Origin of the sequence: Phenylobacterium sp., assembly GCF_030693805.1 — a bacterium.
In the GTDB taxonomy this organism is placed as follows: Bacteria; Pseudomonadota; Alphaproteobacteria; order Caulobacterales; family Caulobacteraceae; genus Phenylobacterium.
This window is the reverse complement of the sequence record NZ_JAUXZW010000206.1, coordinates 1-1795: the sequence shown is the minus strand read 5'-3', so window position 1 is coordinate 1795 and position 1795 is coordinate 1. Positions and strand designations below refer to the sequence as shown.

Here is a 1795-nt window from a genome sequence, read left to right as displayed (position 1 = left end):
AGAGCAGATAGAATATCTTCCGGCTGAGTGAGTTTCAACAAATACCCAACAGCTCCGGCTTGTAAAGAGCGGAAGATTTTGTTTGCGTCTTCGTAAACAGTCAGCATTACAATCAACAACTCAGGCATTTTAATTTTCAGCCGCCGTGTGCATTCTATACCGTCCATTCCCGGCAGATTAATATCCATCAAAACAATATTGGGTGATTTAGTTGGAATATCTTGCAAAGCCTCTTCGGCGTTAGAATAAGCGGCAACGCACCGGAAACCTTCGCTGCCTTCGATCAAATCAATTAAGTTATTGCGGATCTTGTCATCATCTTCAACTATAGTTACGCGTATCATATTTTTCTTTTTTATTAAAACTAATCATCAAATTCCGTTTGGTAAATAGCCAGTTTGGGTAAAATTACTTGTCCTTCCCAAATGTCTTTATCGGGGATCTATATGAAGTCTTTTGCCAAATCATTCCAATCCGGATTTGTTTTTTCTATCAAAGCAATTTTCCACTGCCGATTCCATTTTTTCAAAACTTTTTCCCTCTTTATTGCAGAATTAATATCCGGTGTAATTTCATAATGAACCAACATTTTTACATTATACTTTTTTGTAAAACCTTCTATCAATCCTTCTTTATGTTCATATACTCTCCGAACTAAATCCTTCGTTACACCGACATATAACGTTCCGTTTTTCTTACTGGTTAGTATGTAAACATAATACTGATGCATAATTATACTACCTCTATGGATGCCCTATAAAGGCATTAGGGCATGACAACTTTCCTACTTTTGTCATTCCCGAACGTCTTTATCGGGGATATATTCACTTTTCTTGGATGCCCTATCCGCCCAACAATAAGGCGGACAAGTAAAGGCATTAGGGCATGACAACTTTCCTACTTTCGTCATTCCCGAACGCTTTTATCGGGAATCTATTCACTTTTCTTGGATGCCCTATTAAAGTCCCGCGTTCCCAGATTCCGCTCACTTGCGCGGGATTCAAAAAGCGGAACATTAGGGCATGACACGTTCATTCCACTTGTCATTCCCGAATGTGTTTAGCTTTATTCAAACAAAGTATTTAAAGTAAGCGGCACTTCCATTTTGGTAGTTGTACCGTTACCAATCTTTGTTTCAATGGAATATTTACCGCTTACACTTTTTATCCGCTGCTCTATGTTTTTTAAGCCGTGTCCATATTTGCGGGTATTGTTAATATCAAAGCCGCGCCCATCATCAACAATTGAAATTAGCAAATCGTTTTTTGTTGCCGTCATTTGCATGGTAACAATAGAAGCATCGGCGTGTTTAACAATATTATGCAAAGATTCCTTAACCGCCATAATAATGTTACGGCGCACTTCGTAAGAGATTTTTGTTTGTGGAAATACCGGCGGAATATCTATCCGGCATTTAATATCTGCCTTCTGAAGAAAATTAATAGCGCTCTGGCTTAAGTAACTTCCAAACTCTTCAAGCGAATCATTTGTTGGATTAAGCGCCCAAACAATTTCACCAAATGTTGAAACAACTTTATCGGTAGCTGCGGAAAGTTCATCGAGCTTTGTCTTCTCAAGTTCGGTTAAATTGCGCTTCTCCCTAAAGCTCTCGCTTACCATTTTAATTTCAGTTAAGCGTGGACCAACTTCATCATGCAGATCCCGAGCAATGCGAACCCGCTCGTTCACTTCCGCTTCAATCATTTGTTTATTCATTGAAACGTAGCGCTGTACAAAAATCCACGTGATGAAAACTAAAAATGTAAAGCCGCCGTAATGGGCAAAGTGCATCTCG

Annotated in this window: 3 protein-coding genes; all 3 read right to left on the bottom strand. The window is 39.1% G+C overall.

Annotated features, from left to right (window positions below):
* A partial coding sequence (locus Q8M88_RS08235; RefSeq protein ID WP_305596246.1) for a response regulator transcription factor occupies positions 1-344 on the bottom strand: 344 nt, incomplete at its 3' end.
* Between the two features lie 98 nt (positions 345-442).
* Positions 443-730: a GIY-YIG nuclease family protein gene (locus tag Q8M88_RS08230; RefSeq protein WP_305596244.1), complete on the bottom strand. Its 288-nt coding sequence runs from the start codon at positions 728-730 to the stop codon at positions 443-445.
* A 335-nt stretch (positions 731-1065) separates the two neighbouring features.
* The coding region (locus Q8M88_RS08225; RefSeq protein ID WP_305596242.1) for a sensor histidine kinase at positions 1066-1795 on the bottom strand (730 nt) is incomplete at its 5' end.

Excerpts from the sequence above, each read along its gene's own strand:
- Q8M88_RS08230 (WP_305596244.1), bottom strand. The coding sequence starts at position 730 with ATGCATCAGTATTATGTTTACATACTAACCAGTAAGAAAAACGGAACG.